The sequence below is a fragment of the Gordonia sp. YY1 genome, assembly GCF_009872315.1.
Lineage (GTDB): Bacteria > Actinomycetota > Actinomycetes > Mycobacteriales > Mycobacteriaceae > Gordonia > Gordonia amicalis.
Map to the genome: position 1 here is coordinate 113157 of NZ_WXYI01000010.1, position 17475 is coordinate 130631.

The 17475-nt window shown below is 70.9% G+C and carries 3 protein-coding genes; all 3 read right to left on the bottom strand.

What is annotated here, in order from left to right; translation table 11 throughout:
- Nucleotides 1-19: 19 nt before the first annotated feature.
- From BPODLACK_RS14665 to BPODLACK_RS14675, 3 genes are read right to left on the bottom strand one after another with little or no spacing between them, the layout of a single operon-like run.
- Nucleotides 20-1783 (bottom strand): DUF4012 domain-containing protein, encoded by a 1764-nt coding sequence (locus BPODLACK_RS14665; protein ID WP_159405528.1) that lies wholly within the window; start codon nucleotides 1781-1783, stop codon nucleotides 20-22.
- Nucleotides 1780-2391, bottom strand: a complete 612-nt coding sequence (locus BPODLACK_RS14670; RefSeq protein WP_006435268.1) for a low molecular weight protein-tyrosine-phosphatase — start codon at nucleotides 2389-2391, stop codon at nucleotides 1780-1782. The genes BPODLACK_RS14665 and BPODLACK_RS14670 overlap by 4 nt, the downstream gene beginning before the upstream one ends.
- Nucleotides 2385-17327: a non-ribosomal peptide synthetase gene (locus BPODLACK_RS14675; RefSeq protein ID WP_159405529.1), complete on the bottom strand. Its 14943-nt coding sequence runs from the start codon at nucleotides 17325-17327 to the stop codon at nucleotides 2385-2387. Before BPODLACK_RS14675 ends, BPODLACK_RS14670 begins: the two co-directional genes overlap by 7 nt.
- Nucleotides 17328-17475 lie beyond the last annotated feature (148 nt).

The window sequence follows — 17475 nt, forward strand, 5'->3', positions numbered from 1 at the left end:
GACCCGCACGCGGGCACGGTCACTTCCGCGACCCGCACGCGGGCACGTCGACCGTGACGGTCGGGTCGTCGACCAGCGGCTGAACCGGGACGACGGCCTCGCCCGCCGCGGAGGTCGGCTCGTCGATCTTCAACGTGATCGTGGTGCTCTGTCCCGGTGCCACGCCGACCCGGGTCGAGTAGTACGGCCGGCCGTGCAGGGTCTGTTCGACGTAGAAGGCACCGGCGTCGCCGAGAGTCATCTCCTTGAGGACCGCGCCCTTGGTGGCGAGGAACTCCACGTTGGCGAGGTTGGTGCCCTTCTGCACCGCCAGTTCCGTGCCGAGGCCACCGGCGACGTAGTCGGTGAGCCCGGTCTGGTCGAGGGTGTTGGTCAGGGTGACGGTGATCGTGCTCTCTCGGGTGTCCCCGCTGCAATCGCCTGAGGTGTAGTCGATCTCGCGACGCAGGTAGTAGTCGAGCTTGCTGCCCGACGCATTGCCGATGGCCACCTGCAGGTACGGCGCGTCGGTGTCGGAGATCTGGTGACCGAGTTTGGTCGTCTCGAGGATCTCCTGTTCGGCGGGCGTGGTGCTGTAGACCATGATCCGGCGTTCGTGGACGCCGCGTCCGAGCGCCTCGAGCAGGCCGCGCGTGCTGCCGCCCGAGGTGATCAGCTTCTTGACGACGGCCTCGGAGATGGACTGTAGGTACGCCTTTCGCGCCTCGTTGTCATCGGCGAACCGCTGATACGAGGTCGACAGCGTGATGGGCACGACGTTGTCGGCGGTGATCTTCTCCCCACCGGGCAGTGTCACCGCTCCGACGACCTCGAGCACGTATTTCAGCGCGATCGGGTCGAGTGCGATGGCGCCGTCGAGCTGCTGGCCGGTCTGGGCGCGCCAGTTGGCCAGCCAGATCTTCGCGGCGTCGGGGAAGTGCGCGCTGAGGTTTCCGTTGCGGAAGTCGGTGTAGGGCTTGTAATACGAATAGACCGAGTCGTACTCCGGCCCCAGGTTGATCTTCGGCGTCGCCGGGTCGCGGAACTCCGAGTTGGCCCCCAGCTCCGGAACCGTCACGCGCCCCCCGGTCGCGTTGAGCAGGCCGAAACCGCCGACCAGGCCGCCGGTTCCGCGGGCTTCCGACGGCGTCTGGAAGGCCAGGAAGTAGTTGCGCGGCCCCGACGAACCCAGCATCGGCGGGATGAGCTTCGCGGCGATGTCGGTGGCGACCAGGGTGGACTCGGCTGCGTCGACCTGTTCGGCGAGTTGGGTTCTCGCGTCGGCGACCACGCCGAGCCAGCTCGGGTCGATCGCCGCCACCTCGCCGGCCACCTCGGTCGAGCGGGCGGCGACCTTGCTGAGTTCCGGCTGTGCCTCCCGCAGCAGCTTCAGGTTGACGGTGTTCCCCGTCCGGAGCCGATCCGGGTTCAGCACGCCGGCGAGGTCCGCGGCCGGGAGGAGGACGTCGGCGGAGAGCGCCTCGACGGCGTCGCTCATCTGTTGCACCGACTCGAGGGGAGACCCGATCCCCGGGATCGCGGCCACCGCGGACCAGATGATGCCGTGGGACCGATCGGACGCGGCCTGCGCACTGTCGGCAGCAGCCGCGGCGGCCTGCGCGGCTCCGGCCTGATCGCCGTCGAGCATCAGGGTCCGGGCCTTCGAGGCGTCGGTCCGGACCGACTCCAGATCGCCCTTGACCTTCAGCGCCGAGTACGCGAGCCAGGCGACGAGCGCGCCGGCGAGCACCACGATCACGGCGACGATCTGGACCGCCCGGTTTCCGGCGATGCGGCGGATCATCGGCTCTCCCCTGTCGTCTCGGTGACCTGTTGTGCCGCCAGCCATCCGGCGACGGTCTCGACCTTCGGCTCGATCTCGGCGAAGACACGATCGAAGTCCTCACGCGGACGGCCCATCGGGTCGACGATGTCGAGGAGCGAGGAGTTGGGATCGACGCGCCCCCGTCCCGCCATGATTGCTGCGAGTGTGCCGTTCTCGTCCGGGGTGCCGGTCTCCGACAGCGCGGCGAACTCGGTGAGGGTGAACACCCGCTTCCAGCGCGCGGGCGCCATCTGCTGGGCCGCGGCGCGGTGGTCGCGGCTCATGCACAACACGAGGTCGGCCTGCACCAGCATCGGCGGACGCAGGTATCGGGACTCGAAACCCGAGGCGTCGTAACCGTGTTCGGTGAGAACCGCGGCCGAATGCGGGTGGATCGGCTGACCGTTGAGTGCGCCGGTGCCGGCACTGCTCGCGGTCACGGCGAGTTCCGTGCCGGCGGCCCGCATGCGGTCGGCCAGACCGGTCAGCACGCGTTCGCCGATCGGCGAGCGGCAGATGTTGCCCGTGCAGACGAACAGGATCGACAGCCCCGTCGACGTCGCGTCCCGGTCGGATCCGGTCACCATTCCTCCTCGATTCTCCTGGCCAGCCGACGCATCACGTCGGGATCGCCCAGTTGCGCATGTGTCACACCGGCGGGCATCACGTCCACCTCCGGCACCGCGGTCCCGGCATCGTGCCGGACCGCCCGTCCCCAGCTCTGGATGTCCGGATTGTCCTCGGCGGCAACGTAGATGACCTTACCGACGGGCACCGGACCCAATTCGTAGGACCGCAGCGCGGCCGCCAGCGTGCGTGACCGGTCCTCGAACCGCCGAACTGCCTGCGGGTCGTGTCGTTCGGCCACGGCGCGGAGTGGGTGGTCCGCGCCGAGCAGCTCGTCGTCGGTGACGCCCTGCAGGTCGTCGGGGGTCCGGGAGTCGAGGACCATCAGGACGGCGACCTGCTCCCCGGCCGCCACCAGCTGACGGGCCATCTCGTGTGCGATGACCCCTCCCAGTGACCAGCCGACCAGGTGGTACGGGCCGGCCGGCTGACGGCTCCGGACGGCGGCGACGTGCAGGGCCGCGATCTCCGGCAGGGTCGCGGGCATGGCACGGGCGGCGACGACCAGTTCGGGCAGTTGCAGGCCGTACGCCACGGCCGAGTCCAGCGATGCGCCGAAGGCGCGGAACGGTTCGACGATCCCCGTGGCGGTGTGCACACACCACACGAGCGGGCCGTGGGACCCCGGGGCAGCGGGGTCGGGGGCGTCGGGCGCGGGGGCTCCCACCCGCGAGAGCGGCACCACGCGCTGGTCGACCCCGGTGCCCCCGCCCGAGGAGACGGCGCCGACGACGCGGGCGACCTCGGCCGGCGTGCGGTGCGTGAACAGGTCCGCGACGTCGACGGTGATCCCGGTGCGGCGGGTCAGTTCGTCGCGCAGCTGCACAAGGGCGAGGGAATTGCCACCCATCCCGAAGAAGTCGTCGTCCATGCCGACGCCGTGCTCGTCCAGCACCGCCCGGAACGCGTCGCGGACCGTCGACTCCGTGGGCGTCTCGGGCTCCCGGGTCGATTCCGACCACACCGGCTCGGGCAGACGCCGCTGATCGAGCTTGCCCGCACCACTCAGGGGCAGCTCGGCCATCTCGACGATCCGGCTGGGCACCATGTGCCGCGGCAGGAGCGCGCGGCAGGTGTCGGCGAGCCGGTCGGCGGGCACCGACGAGACCACATAGGACACCAGGGCGGGACCGGCCGGACCGGGCCGCAGCACTGTGACGGAGCGCCGGGCCCCGGCTCCCACCAGGACGGCGTCGATCTCGGCGGGCTCGACGCGCTGGCCGCGGATCTTCATCTGGCGGTCGGCGCGACCGACGTAGATCAGTTCGCCGGTCTCGCGATCCCACCGCACGAGGTCGCCGGTCCGGTAGCGGCGACGCCCGTCGTTCCCGGCGACGAAGGTCGCGGCGGTCAGCGCTCGATCCCCGAGATAACCACGGGCGACCCCGGTTCCGCTCACGTAGAGCTCGCCGACCACGCCGGGCGGCACGTGTCGAAGCCGGGTGTCGAGGACCTCGGCGCCGATCCCGGGGCGCGGGTGCCCCAGCCGCACCGGCTCGCCCGGACGGTAGGCACTGGTGGACACCGTCACCGTCGTCTCGGTCGGGCCGTAGATGTTCAGAACCTGCGCCCGCTCCGACCAGGCCGCCGCGAGGTCGGCCGGCAGCGCCTCGCCGCCGATGTAGACCAGCCGCAGCGCCGTGATCGATTCCGGTCGCATCGTCCGCATCACCGACGGCGTCGCGGTGAACACGCTGACCCGGGTGCGGTCGAGGAACTCGGCGAGTTCGCGTCCACCGACGACCTCGGGGGGAACGACCACGAGCGTCGCGCCCGAGGCCAGCGGCAGCAGCATGTCGTGGAACGTCGCGTCGAAGCCCGGGCTGATCGCCATCCCCACCCGGTCGCCGGACTGCACGTCTCCGAGCGCGGCCACGCGATGCACGCCCCGATGGGTGACGCCGACGACATTCGGCGTGCCGGTGGTGCCCGACGTCGTGATGACGTAGGCCAGCGAGTCCGGCGAGACGCGTGTGATCGGTTCCGAGGCAACCGGTCCCGTCGGTTGTTCGGGGATGTCACCGCGACCGATGGCCGTCGCGTGTGCCCCGGCGACCACGTGGTCGATCCGGGCCGCGGGATAGGTGACGTCGACGGGGACGCAGACCCCGCCGATGCGGCTCACCGCCCAGATGGCGACCACCGATTCGATGGAGCGCGGGACGACCACCGCGACCGCGTCGCCCGCCCCGAGGCCGCGTGCGCGGAGGGCACGCGCCGTCTCCGACACCCACGCGTCGAACTCGAGATGGGTGAGGGTGCGCGTGCCGTCGGCGATCGCCGGACGATCACCGTGCGACGCAACCGCTTCGGCGAACAGGTCGGCGAGCAGTGGTTCGGTCCCGGTGGGCGCGGGGACACGTGCACGGCGGCTGACGAATTCGCGTTCCGCCGCGGTGAGGGGTTCGATCGCGGCGAGACGACGCGCCGGGTCGCCGGTCACCGCCGCGACGGCGGCCATCAGTCGCTCGCCGAGCCCGCGGATCACGCTGTCGTCGAAGAGATCCCGTGCGTGATGAAGTTGCAGTCGCCAGCTGTTGCCGGAACGGACGGCGACGATGTGCACGTCGAACTCGCTGTGCGAATCCATCGCGGTGCGTGGCGCATCCGCACGGGGATCCGGCGGCGCATCCGCACCGGGCGCCGACGGCAAACCGGCGGGGCCCGGGCCGACGCCGGTGGCCTCGACCACCGAGAAGGCCACCTGCACGAGGGGGTGGCGCCCGGGAACGCGCGGTGGATCGACGAGTGCGACGACGTCGTCGAAGGCGATGGCCGCATGGTCCAGCGCGGCGAGGTCGGCGTCGCGAACGGTTTCGATGAACCCGCCGACCGTCATCCCGGCGGTCAGCCGCGTCCGGAGGACAACCGTCGAGATCAGCATGCCCACCGTTCCGGCGCTGTCCCCGTCACGGCGCATGGAGGCCGGTGTCGCCACCGCGATGTCGTCGACACCGGTCTGGGCCGCGAGCGCGAGCGCGGTCGCGGCGTGCAGGAGATGGAAGTCACTCGCCTGTGCGCGGCGGGCCGTCGACGAGATGGATTGGGCGAGCGCGTCGTCGACCGCGAACTCGATCACCGAGGTGCGCAGGTCGCGGGTGGACGGACGATGCTCGGCGAGGTCGAGTTCCCCGCTGTATCCGTCGAGGGCCTCCCGCCAGTAATGCATCAGTTCGGCGCGTGAGTTCCGTTCCTCGGCGACCATCCGGCGCGCGAGAACGTCGAAGCCCGCCGGCTGCCGGTCGAGGGCCTCCCCGGTCAGAAGCGCGGTGAGTTCGCGTTCGACGATGGCCGCGGATTCGCCGTCCATCGCGATGTGGTGGGCGACGAGCACCACCGCGAGCGGTGCGTCCCCGACGCTGGGGGTTTCGGCGTCTCCGACGCTGCGCTCCGACAGCAGCCACACCCGCACCGGCGGATCCCCGGCGAGATCGAAGGGTTCGGAGAACTCGTCGGCGATGGCGGTGCCGGTGAGCGCGGAGGCATTCAGATGCCGTACCAGCGGCCGCCATCCGTCGACGACCCGCTGCCGCGGCCCGTCGGGCGTGGCCAGGTAGCGGGTCCGCAGTGCCGTGTGCCGGTCGACGAGTGCGTCCAGTGCAGCGGTGACGGCCGCGCTCGTCACCCCGGCCGGGATCCCGACCACGACCGGTACCGAGTAGATCGGGACCTGCCCGAGCATCTGGGCCCCGACCCACATACGGCGCTGCGTCGGCGCCAACGGGATCTCCTCCGACAGCGCGTCCGCGGGGTCGAAGGTCTCCTCGGCCGCATCGACGGGGTGGTTCGGATCGGCGTCGGCCAGCGCGGACACCGCGGCGGCGAGCGCGGCGGGTGTCGGATGCTCGAACAGCAGACGGGTGGGCACGCGGATGCCGAGGTGGCGCCCCAGCGCGGAGGTCACCCTGGTGGCCGACAGCGAGGTACCGCCGAGAGCGAAGAAGTCGGCAGACTCCGCGACCGAGCCCTCCGGGACCTCGAGCAGCTCGGCCATGATCGTTCCGACTCGCGAGACGAGATCGGCGGTACCGGGCGCGGGGTCATCGAGTTCGACTGTGCGGTCGCCGGATTCGGCGATTCCGTGGTCGGGTGCGGCCACCGCGACCCCGTCGGGCCCGGCAGTCACCGCGACGAGCGGGAACGGTTTCCCGACCTCGCCCACACCGCGCAACACCGCCGTGTACTCGTCGAGCAACGCGTGTGCCACACCGTCCGGGATCTGCCCGGAATGCACCAGCGTGACCTGTAGTTCGCCGTCGCTCTCCGCGAGGACCACCTCGATGTCGTACTTCGCATCGACCGTGGCGGTGGCCTCGGTGATGAGGGAGGCCACCGCGCCGCCCAGGGCGATCTCACCGGACGCCTCGGGGACGACGTCCTGGCTGACGAGCAGCACGGAGATCAGCGGATCGTCGCCGTTCCGGGCCGCGGGCCGGACCGCCCGCACGACGTCCTCATAGGGGACGTCGCTGTGCGCCAGCGCGGCCAGCGCGACGTCGCGGACCTGCTCGACGGCGTCTCGGACCGGTGTGTCCGGCCGGAGTCGGGTGCGGAGCGCGACGGTGTTGACGAACATGCCGACCACCGGCTCCCATTCGGGGGCCGATCGTCCGTGGACCGGGACACCGATCACCATGTCCCAGTGGCCGGTCAGCTGACCGAGGGTCGCCGAGAGAGCTGCGTGCGCGACCTGGAAGACCGTGGCCGACAACGTCCTCGCGGTCTGATGGATCGCGAGTGCCGGCACCGACGCGGTGATCCGACCGGTGCCGGCTGTGGCATCGTGCTCGCGGTGGCCGGGTAACCGTAGCGGTTCCGGAACGTCGGCGAGAGTCGCTGTCCAGTAGCTGATCTGACGCGCGTAGAGGCTCTCCCGATCGGACGGGTCACCGAGTCGCGCCATCTGCCACTGGGCGAAGTCGGCGTAGGTGAAGGCCTCGTAGGCGGCCACCGCCAGTCGCTCACCCTCGTATGCCCGCATCAGATCGGCGAGCAGCACGCGGATCGACCAGCCGTCGATGGCGATGTGGTGGAGGACGGCCGCGAGGTACAGCTCGGGGGCGTCGGCCGTGGTGTCCTCGGACGTGTCCGCCTCGAAGACCGTCGCACGGAATCCGGGTTCGTTCTCGAGATCGAATGGCGCACGCAGGTATTCCGTCACCTGCTGGCGAAGCACGGTGCCGATGTCATCGTCACCGACCTCGACGAGGCGGTGCGCCAGCACCGGGCTGCGGTGTTCGATCTGGCGCTGCACCGGTCCGGTCGGCGAGTCCGGGTAGACGGTGCGGAGCACCGCGTGAGCGCCCACGACCTCGTCGACGGCCTTGCGCAGCCGGGCGACGTCGACACGACCACGGATCCGCATCACCACCGGTACGTGGTAGGCGGTCGAGGTCGGATCGAAGTGGTGGTGAATCCACATGCGGCGCTGCGGATAAGCCAGCGGCAAGGGATCGGGTACGGGAAGCCGCGCCGGCGTCGGCAACAGTGCGGCGACGGTGTCGGACGACTGTGAGGCCAGGGCGTCGACGCTGCGGGCCAACTCGCCGATGGTCCGCGTCTCGAACAGCAGGCGTGCGGCGACATCGACGCCGGCGGAGGTGGACAGCCTCGAGGTGACCTGTGTCGCCGACAGCGAGGTGCCGCCGTCGGCGAAGAAATCCGAGTCCGCGTCGAAGCTGTCGGCGGGACGGTCGAGGACCTCCGCCCAGACCGATGCGATGAGCAGTTCGGTCTCCCCCGACAATGCGCGGCGAGCGGTGACCGCACCGGCGGCACCGAAGTCCGGTGCGGGCAGCGATGCGACGTCGATCTTACCGTTGCGGCCGATCGGCAATTCCTCGACCTCGATGAAAGAACCGGGAATCATGGTGCGCGGCAACACATGCGCGAGCCGAGATGCGAGGTCGTCGGTGCGCAGGACGGCATCGGGCTCGCCGACGACCCAGGAGACCAGGACTTTCTCGCCGGCCGCGGTGGCGCGGGCCGCGGTCACCGAGGTCGCGACACCGGGCAGCCGGGACAGGGCCGCATCGATCTCTGCGGGTTCGAGACGGACTCCACGGATCTTGACCTGGTCGTCGGTGCGGCCGTGGATCACGAAGGTCCCGTCGCCGCGGCGATGGACCAGATCTCCGGTCCGGTACATGCGCGTGCCGGACCGACCGGCGACGAAAGCGGCCGCGGTCGTCCGCGGATCGTCGAGATACCCACGTGCCAGGCAGTTCCCGGAGAGGTAGAGCTCTCCGACGGTGTGGTCCGGAACCGGACGCAGCATGGGGTCGAGGACGTGCATGGTCACGCCGTCGAGTGGCCGTCCGATGTGCACGGCGCCGAGGACGGGGTCGGTGTACCGCGCACTGCTCACCGCGACCGTCGCCTCGGTCGGCCCGTATTCGTTGCTGAGGGTGCGGCCGCGGGTCCACTCACGGATCAGACCGGCCCCGAGCGGTTCACCGCCGACCGCGACGTGCCGGACGTGCGGTAGGTCGCCGGGGCGCAGGGTCGCCAGCACCGACGGGGTGGTGAGCAGGACGGTCACACCGGCGTCCTGGACCAGGTCGGCGAGTTCGTCCGCCGCGATGACATCGGGCGGGCACATGACCACCGTCGCACCGGCGATCCGCGGCGGCAGGACGCCCATCAGGTGTGCATCGAAACCCGTTGCGTACGTGTGCATCACACGGTCAGCAGCGCTCAGACGCAGCCGTGAGACGGTGTCACGAGCCCACCCGGCCAGACCGCGATGGGTGACGGCGACGCCTTTCGGCACACCCGTCGTTCCGGAGGTGAAGGTCACGTAGGCGACGTCGTCCGGTGTCACCGCCCGCATACGTTCCGTGTCGGCGAAGGGTGGCACCACCGCGGGCAGCTCGGCGAACAGGTCGTCGAGCGCGACGACCGCGGTGCCGATCCCGGCCGTGTCGATCCCGGAGAGGGTGAGCACCACCGACGGACGGCACCGACCGAGGATCAGGTTCCGACGCTCGACCGGGTCGGCGGGGTCGATGTTGACGAAAGCCGCTCCCGCGCGGGCGATCGCGGCAGTCGCGACCATGCCGAACGCCGATCTCGGGAGCAGTTCGACGACCACGTCGCCCGCGCCGACCCCCTGTTCGACCAGTAGCCGCGCCAGATGTGTGGACAGCCGGTCGAAGTCGGCCTCGGTGATCTCGGCCCCGAATCCCGGTATGCGATGTCGCGAGTCGACGATCGCGATGTCGGACGGGGACGCGGAACCGTACGACGTGAGCAGCGCGTCGAAGGCCTCCGGCTCGAACTCCGGGCGCGTCGCGTCCTCACCGTCCGCGCTCATCAGCGACACGACCGGCTCGTCGGGCGCGAGCACGCCGCGTCGCAACGTCTCGACGACCAGCTCGCACAGGGCCTCCAGTCGGCCCGCGGTCGCGACCGAATCGGTGCAGGACATCGTCAGGTGCAGGGCACCGCCGTGCCGGTACATCGAGACGTCGATGCCGAAGAGCGGGATCCCCAGAACCCCGGCGGCGGCACTGTCGGCCGACCCGGTCGGGAACTCGGCCTCCACCCACTCCACGATCGCGTCCGGCACCGCGCCGAACGACACCTCGAACAACGGGGTTCCGGCGCCGGCACGACCGGGGTCGGCGATCTCGGAGATCTCGGTGAGCGGCAGATCGGCATGGGCGAAGGCACCGAGATCCACCGTCGTCACCCGCGACAGGAGTTCGACGAAGGTGAGTTCCGGGTCGATCGGCGTGTGCAGCGGCACCGCGCGGGCGAACAGCCCCGGCACACCGACAAGACCCGGGTCCAGACGACCCGACAGGGCGGTGCCGATGGTCACCATCCGTGCGCCCGACTGCCTGGCCAGTACCGCGGCGAGTGCCGTGTGGGCCGCGATGAACGGGGTCGACGCCCGGGCGACGGTCAGCGCCTCGAGCGACGCGGTGACGGTCGCGTCGAGATGCGCGTGCGCGCGGTGCACGATCGTCTCCGCCGCCGGCGCAACGGTTTCCGCCTGCAGGTTCACCTCGGGGAGCCGGAGCTGTTCCACCGGCCGGGCGAACGCGTCCCGCCAGAACGCGGTGAGCTCTGCCCGCCTCGACTCGAGCGTCTCGTCCCGCCAGACCGAGTACCGCCGATAGTCCGTTCCGCTCGTCGGCAGCGTCGCACCGGCGAGTGCGGTGTCGAGTTCGCCGGCGAGGATCGCGAAGGACTCACCATCGGCGGCGATGTGGTGGATCACGCCGAGAAGCCAGGTGGCCCCGTCGATCCGGACGATCCGGACCCGCCAGGGAAGCGCGGAGGCGAGGTCGATGGGCGTGGCCATCGACGCGAGGACGGTGGTCGCATCCGGACCGGAGATGTCCGGCCCGGAGATGTCCGACACCGACGGCTCCGACACCGAGGCGTCCCACGCCGACACTTCCGGGGCATCGGGACCGAGTTGCCGTTCGAGGTGATCGAGGACATCGGCGTCGTCCCACCGATGTTGCACCGGGACCCCGCCGCGCATCGGGAATCCGGTGCACAGTGCGTCGTGCCGGGTCACGATCGCGGCCAGTGCACGACGTAGGTCCCCGGGTGTCGCGTCGATCGGCAACGCCAGTGGCAGGAGGTAGCCGGTGAACTCCGGTTCGGTCCGCCACCGCAACCACACGTCCATCTGCTCGGGCGTGAGCGGGAGGTCTCCAGGAATCTCGCGGTCGTCCGACAACAGGGACAACCGCGGCGGGGCGGTCGACGTCCCCGGTGTGGCGAGCCGGGCAGCGAGTTCCGCGACGGTGGGGTACTCGAAGATGTCGGCCACCTCGACGCGGTACCCCATCCCGGCGAGCGTGGCGGCCAGGCGTGCCGCCGAGAGCGACGTACCGCCCGCGGCGAAGAAGTTCGTGTCGGCGCCGAGGTGACCCACGTCCTCCCCGACGACCGCGCGGATCGCCGACGCCACCGTCTCCTCGATCGGGCCGAGTGCCCGTCCGACCGGCGGAGCGGTGTCGCTGATCACCGCGAAGAGCTTGTCTCGGTCGATCTTCCCGGTGCTGGTCATCGGCCAACCGTCGACGATCGCGACCCGGGACGGCACGGCGTGCCCCGGCAATCGGGTGGCGCAGCCGGCCAGGATCGACGCCTCGTCGAGGTCGTCGAGGACGTCGAAGTCGGCGAGGCCGTCCTCGGTCACGAACGCCAGCAACTGTTCGTCGCCTGCGCGACGGCCCGGTCGTACCAGGACGCGCGCATCGCCGATGCCGGGGATCCCACGGAGGGTGGAGACGATCTCGCCGAGTTCCACACGGTGGCCACGGATCTGGACCTGGTCGTCGTTGCGGCCGAGGTAGGCGAGTCGGCCCGGCGCCACCTCACGGACCCGGTCGCCGGTCCGGTACATCCGCCGGCCGGTCCCCGACGGATCCGCGACGAACCGTGTCGCGGTCAGGCCGAGAGCGTTGAGGTAGCCGAGCGCGACCTGCTCGCCGACGAGATACAGCTCGCCGGCCGCGCCGGTCGGCACCGGTCGCAGGCGCCGATCGAGAACCATCCATCCGACGCCGTCGAACGGCGTGCCGATGATGCTGCGCTCGTCGTCGAGGTCGACGTCGGTGGCGGTGAGGACGACGGTCGTCTCGGTGATGCCGTACATGTTGACCAGTCGGGTACCGGGATGTTCGGCGGCCCACGCGCGCAACGTCTTCGGTGCGAGGGTCTCGCCACCGAAGACCACGGCCCGCAGTGACGGCAGTTCCGGCGGGGCGGGAGTTGTTGCCAGGTCGACGATTCCGCTGAACGCGGTCGGGGTCTGCGAGAGGATGGTGATCCCGTGCCGTACGATCGTCTCGGCGAGAGCTCGGGGATCCCGCACGGTCGCACGGTCCACCACGACGACGCTGCCGCCGGAGGCAAGCGCACCGAGGATCTCCCAGACCGAGAAGTCGAACGCGTAGGAGTGCACCCAGGCCCAGACGTCCCGTGAGGAGGCCTCGACGAGATCGAGTCCTGCCCCCAGGAGTGCGGCCACGTTCTGCCGGGTCACCACCACGGCTTTCGGCAGGCCGGTGGAGCCGGAGGTGTGGATGACATAGGCGGCACCCGGCATCGGCTGCGCGCGTTGACGACCCAGACCTTCCGTCACCTCGAGGCGGCTGTCGATGACCGCGGCCGGGGCGGTCCCGGCCAGGATCAGGTCGATCCGCGCCTGCGGGTGATCGGGGTCGATCGGGACGTAGACCGCGTCGGCCAGCAGGGTCGCGACGATCGCCACCACGGTGTCGGCGCGACGATCCATGAGCAGGGCCACGCGATCGCCGGGCCGCACCCCGAACGACACGAGGCGCGTCGCGAGGGCACGAGCCCGGTCGACGAGACCGCGGTAGTCGAGCGTCTCGTCGCCGACGATGACCGCGGTCGCCTCGGGGTGTGTGACGGCGTGGCGCAGGAGCGCCCGAATGGGATCGACACCGACGGGAGCGACGCCGGCGGTCCGGCTGCTGCCCGGCTCGGTGACCGGGCCCGGCGACAGACACTCGGCGACGGTCTGATCCGGCGCCGCGGCGGCCAGGGCCGCGACGGCCTCCACGAACCTGTCGAGCAGTCGCGCGGCCACCGGTACGTCCACGCGGTTCTCGGCGATCGTCAGGGTGACGGACAGCCCGTCCCCGTCGTCGATCAGGGTGAACTCCAACGCGGTTCGGGCGTCGCGGGTACGCAGCGTCGCACCGTCGGTGAACACCGCCGATGCGACGAGATCGGGTGCGGTCGCGTGATACGCGAAGATGACGTCGGACAGTCCGGTCGGCGCGGCGTCGGCCAGCGCGACGGCGGTGCCGAGGTCTCCCCCGACGACCGCGAGCGCATCGGCGACCGAGGTCTCGCGGGCACCGGTCACCCGTACCGGCACCGTCTCGACGAACATGCCGACCGGGCGGAGTTCCTCGCTGGTGAACCGCCCGGACACCGGCATCGACATCACGACGTCGTCGGAGTCGGTGAACTCACCGAGGGTTGCCGAGAGGGCCACGCACAGAAGCGTGTTGACGGTGGTGCCGCACTCTCGCGCTTGCGCGGCGGCGGCATCGGTGACCGCGCGCCCGATCCGCCGACACGTGTGGACCGCCGGTCCGGCGGTGAGTCCGGACCCCGCCGCAGTGCTCGCCGCGGGTTCGGGCAAGGCGAGCCGATCCGGTGCATCCCGCCGGAATCGGGTCCAGAAGACCTCCGCCGCAGGCGTTGACGCGGTCGTCGAGCCGGCGGCTCGCGCATCCAGGACCGCACTGAACGAGACGGCCTCGGTCTCCCAGACGGGTCCTGCGCCGGCGGCACGCGCACGCACCGCGTGGGCGAAATCCTCCAGCACGATGTGCAGCGACCACTCGTCGACGGCGATGTGGTGGGCGACGAGAACCAGTTCGACGGCGTCGCCGGTCTCGTCGAGCACCGCTCGCCAGGGAACCTCGGTCCGCAGGTCGAACGGCGCCGAGACCGCGTGGTCGACGCCGGAGGCGTCCAGGGTCGCGCTGGTGACCGGTGCGGCAGCAGCCGATTCGTCCTGGTCGCGAACCTGCGCGACGGGCTCCCCGTCGACCTCCGGGTACACGGTCCGTAGGGCTTCGTGCCGGGTGGCCACGTCGATCAGCGCCATCCGTACGGCGTCGGCGGAGATCTGTTCGGCGAGCGTGAGCCGCACAGGCAGGTGGTACACGGTCGCATGAGGGTCGGCGCGGTTGAGCAGCCAGATCTCCTGCTGGGCTCGGGTCGGCCGATAGGCGACGACGCCGTCGGTGGACGTCGTCCGCCTCGGGACAGCGGCCTCGATGACCGCGGCGAGCTCGGCAAGTGTCGTCACCGAGGCGAGGTCGCGCATGTTGACCACCACGCGCAGGGTGCTGCCGAGGTGGGTGGCGAGCTGCATGAATCCCAGTGAGGTGGCGCCCAATCGGACGAGCTCGTCGTCCATCGACGGACGCGGTACGCCGAGTACCTCGGTCACCGCTTCGGCCACCGCCACCTCGGTGGCCGTCGACGGCGGACGATACGCCGTCTGCGCCTCGGGTGCGGCCGCGATCGATTCGGCTGCCGCACGCCGGTCGAGGTTTCCGGTCACGTCGGTCGGCAACTCGTCGAGGACGACCACACGACGGGGCCGGGTCGAGGCCGGCACCTCGTCGTCGACGCGTCGCCGGACCGCGGCCCGAACGCGTTGCCGGTCGACCTCGTCGGAATCGCACACGACGCCCACATCGAGGCCGCCCGCCGCCACCACCGAGACCGCGTACCCGACGCCGGCGACCTGCCCGGCCGCCCGGTCGAGCGCGGCGAGGTCGATGCGCACCCCGTCGAGGGTCACCACGTCATATTCGTGATGGTCGATCACCAACGAGCCTGTGCCCGGATCGAAGTGGCCGCGGTCGCCGGTGTGGAGCATTCGTGCTCCCCGCTCCCACGGGCACGCCACGAAGGTGCATGCGGTGTGCACCGGATCTCCGGCGATGACCGTGGCCACCTGCGGGCCGGTCACGTAGACATCACCCGTCACCCCGGCCGGAACCGGACGCAGCGACGGGTCCAAGACGGCGAGTCCGGCACCGGGACGCGGTGTCCCGCTGGGCAAACGGTGGTCGACGGCGGCGTCCCGGGCGATCCGGCGGTTGACCGTCACCGGGCCGAATGCACCGCGCGGACAGTACGGTGCCGATACCTCGCGGCCGAAGGCCAGGCGCACCAGGGCGGCCGGTGCGATGTCCTCCCCCACCACCACGAGCGAGGTCACCGGTCCCTGCACGCTCAGGCGCGGAACATCTCCCGGTGTCGCGATCACGTGCGTGGCGGGCACGGCGTCCGCGCCGGGCACGACGAGCCGCAGACCGTGCGCGGCTGCCGCGATGATCTCGAGATGGGCCGCCGACGACGCCGAGGGGGCGCCGAAGAACAGCCGGCCGTGTTCGAGATCGGTTGCGGCGGCGTCGAACACGCCGGTCGCGATCAGGGCGGCCAGCGCACGTTGGGGCACGGCGAGGGTGGTGAGCTCAGAAGTCGCTCCGGTGATCGCGAGATATGCGGCGATGTCATTCGGTGCGGGCCTGCGGGCCGCCGCCCCGGAAGCCTCGAGCCCACCGAGTTCGGCGAGGGTCAGCACGCGCGGAGCGGACTCGGATGCCGGGGCATCCTCGGACCGCGCGGCGATGACGACCTCGGGACGAGTGGCCTCCGGCAACGACGCGACGGCCGCCCGCGGGGCGAGCGGATCGAGCAGGAGGACCGCGGCACCGCTCACCCCGATCGCCCACCACGCGGTCAGCCGGTCGACGCCCGGCGGCAGCGCAAGGGCCACCGTGGATCCCGGAACCACGCCGACGGTTCGGAGGCGGTCAGCGAGATCCGTTGCGCGCACGTGCAATTGCCCGAAGGTGAGTGGACGGGTACGCGGCTCGTCGAACACCGGCGAATGCGCGTGACGCGCGGCCGCGCTCGCGAGCGCCTCCGGGACGGTCGCCGGCCCGGGTTCGGGGATCGCGCCGCGGACCACCGTCACCGGATTCGCCAGCGGGAGATCGTCGATGCGGGTGTCCGGTGCCTGCAGCAGGGCGTCGGCGAAGGTGCGCAGCATGGCGACGAACTGCCGATGATGCTCGGCCACCTCGGCCTCGTCGTAGCGGTTGGGGTTGGCCTCGACGCCGATCATGAGCACCGAGTCCCGGTCCTCACCGGCGACCGGGACGATGTTGACGGCCAGGTCCTCGGCGGGGCCGACGGTGAGGATGTGAAAGGTGCCGTGCGCCTCCCCACAGGGGAATTCGCGCTGGAAGAGCATCAGGTTGAGCATCGGGCCCGACCGCTCCTGCGCCGCGGCCCGCCGGACCCTGCCGCTGGTCTCGTCGGCGGCGACGTCGGCCCAGATGTCCTCGCCACGATAACGCTGATGCCGCAGTGCACCGAGGAGCGCCGCCTGGCTGCCGGACAACGCTTCGGCGACCGATCCATGCCCCGCGACCCCGGTCCGCAGGGGAACGATGTTGGCCACCGGCAGCGGTGTCGACCGGAGCGCCGCGATGGTGCGGGCGGCGACCGGGAACTGGAAGATCACCTCGTCGCCCTCGGCGGCGGCCCGGCACAGGTAGGCCGAGAACGCGCCGACGATGACATTCGGCAGGATCGTCGAGTTCGCCTCGGCAGCGCGGCGGAGAAGATCCATCGTCTCCGTGTCCAGCGGCGCCGCGACTCGTCGCGAGAGTGCCTCGGGCCGGCCGCGTCGATGCGCGAGCGTCGCGGGGATCCCCACTCCGGCCATGGACTGACGCCAGTACGCGCGGTCGGTGTCGAAGCGACGCGATGCGCGGTACTCGTCGTCGGCACGCGCGGGCAGATCGAGGTCCACCGGTTTGGCGGGCGGAGGTGTGCCGCCGGTGACCGCGGCATGGTAGGCGGCGATGGCCTCGACCATGCGGTCCTTGCCGCCCATGCCGTCCGTGAGCAGGTGGTGACCGCGGTTGTACACGATGAACTTCTGCTCGGCGAGCCGGAACAGGCAGCCGCGGGCCGTGCGATCCACCCGAGGGTCCAGTGGTCGCGCACAGTCCTCGCGCATGATCGCCTCGGCGGCGGCACGCGGGTCGGGACGGTCCCGGAGATCGATCACGTCGGCCCAGTAGTGCAACGACGGGTCGTACACACCCACCAGCCCGTCGTCGGTGTCCTCGAACCTCACCTGGAGGAACTGGGCGCGACGCACCACGTCCCCGGTGACGCGCAGGAAGAGGTCGATGTCGATGGGTCCGTCGATCTCCACGTACTGCGCGACGTTGATCGGCACGTCCATGGCCGTCTGTTGGGCGAACCACAGCGCTCGTTGTGCAGCACTGAGCCGGAATCGTCGCGCGATTCCGACAGTCGGAGTCACCGGCGGCGGGGTCGGGGCGTTCATGGTCGGCCCGTCCGGCGCTCACCAGGTCCGTGGGACCCGGACCTCATGGGGCGTGCCGACCGTCTGATCCCCCCGGCCTGCGAAGCGGCGCCATCACCGAGATCCCGTCTCGACGAATGCGCGAAAACAAATCAGCAAATCCGGACCC